This is a genomic window from Haliea sp. E1-2-M8 (assembly GCF_030649675.1).
GTDB lineage: Bacteria > Pseudomonadota > Gammaproteobacteria > Pseudomonadales > Halieaceae > Haliea.
This window is the reverse complement of record NZ_JAUTDR010000068.1, coordinates 1-1,681: the sequence shown is the minus strand read 5'-3', so window position 1 is coordinate 1,681 and position 1,681 is coordinate 1. Positions and strand designations below refer to the sequence as shown.

The 1,681-nt window shown below is 59.4% G+C and carries 1 protein-coding gene; it reads right to left on the bottom strand.

The annotated features are described in order from the left end of the window. Positions 1 to 35 precede the first annotated feature (35 nt). A protein-coding gene (locus Q6D67_RS21535) for an IS3 family transposase (RefSeq protein WP_370552024.1) occupies positions 36 to 1,606 on the bottom strand; the annotation gives its coding sequence in 2 pieces (ribosomal slippage) (positions 36 to 1,144 and positions 1,144 to 1,606; 1,572 coding nt in all). Positions 1,607 to 1,681 lie beyond the last annotated feature (75 nt).

The following is a 1,681-nucleotide window of genomic DNA, read 5'->3' as shown; positions in this document are numbered from 1 at the left end:
GCGGTGTTTGTCAACAAAGATGTCGCGTTCATTGATTATGCAGCCTTAGCCAATGATGGTTTCTCAGCGCACAATTCTTTCGGTGGGTTCAGCCAGACCTCGCTGGTTCTTTCCCAGTCGCGTGTCGGGCCAGACCACCGTTGTGGATGTGCGGCTTTCGCCGCTTCGTAAACTGCTTTCCGCTGTCGCAGTAACTTATTGTCCAGGCCAGCATGGCGCTGTGCCGGCGTCACGTATTTGATCGCGCTGTGACGATGCTCATTGTTGTACCAAGTAACGAACTCGTAGACCCAAGCCCGCGCTGCTTCGATACTCTCGAACGGCTTGCGGGGATAGGCCGGCGTGTACTTGAGTGTACGGAACAGGCTCTCGGAGTAAGGGTTGTCGTCGCTCACCGATGGCCTGCTGAACGATGGGACTATGCCCAGCCGCTGCAAGGTCGCCAGCATGGTGGCGCCCTTCATGGGGCTCCCGTTGTCAGCATGCAGGGCCAGCTGGCCAAGGCGAATGCCTTCCGCCAGGCAGGCTTTGCCGATCAGGATGCTGGCATGCTCCGCCAATTCTTCCGCGTGGACTTCCCAGCCGACGATCTTGCGGCTAAAGATGTCCTCAATCATGTACAACCGATAGAACTGCCCGCGGATGCTGCTGGCGAGGAAGGTAATATCCCAGGTCCAGACCTGATTGGGCGCTGTGGCGCAAAAGCCTTGGGGTTTTGGCACTGTCCTGGGCTGTTCCGAAGCGCCGCGGCGATTGACCTGCTCGGCATCACGCAAGACCCGGTAAAAGCTCGACTCCGAGGCGAGATACCGGCCCGCATCAGCCAGGCGCGGCACAATCTGCGTGGGTGCCAGGCTGCAATACTCGGGAAGATTGCACACGCGGACAATCTCGTCGCGCTCCAGAGGCGTCAGCGCATTGCTTGGCGTACGGGCTTGGGCGGCAGCCTTGCGTTGGTCGCCAGGCATCGCCAGCCTGAGAGCTCGTTTCCACCGTTGCAGTGTTCGCACATCAATCTCCAGTACCTCGCAGGCTCGAAAGCAGCGGGCGCCAGCCGCCACCGCTTCCTCGATCAGATCAATCGCCTGTTGCCGATCCGCTTCCACAATCAATCGTCCTCGTTGTCCCCCCAGATCGCTCGGGCTTTTTTTTGGAGCACTAACAGGGCCGCTGCCTCCGCCAGGGCTTTGTCCTTGCGATTGAGCTCCTTCTCCAACTTTCGGCTCTTCTTCCGTTCCTGCTGCCACTCCCGGCGCTCAGCCGCGGTCAGAGGTCGGTCCACCTCGGCACCGGACTCAGCTGCTGCCCGCCAGCGCCGCACCTGCTCGACATACAGCCCTTTTTCCCGGCAGTACGTGGAGAGCTCTTCTTCGTTCAGGGCGGCGGTCTCAATGACGACCGCAAGCTTGTTCTTGCCGCTCCAGTTCTCTGGATTGGATGGGTCCGCAGGCACGGCGTTACCTCGATCACGATATTGGTTACGCCAATTGTACAGGCTGACATCAGAGACGCCGAGATCCCGACTGACCTGCGCCACGGATTGCGCATTGGGCGGCATCAGACGCCTAACCGCCTGTTCTTTGAACTCTTCGCTATATTGTCCCACGCTGGTCTCACTGACCGCCCCCTCCTTGAGATTTAGAGTGCAAAATGGACACGACATCTATCCTGACAGAGGGGG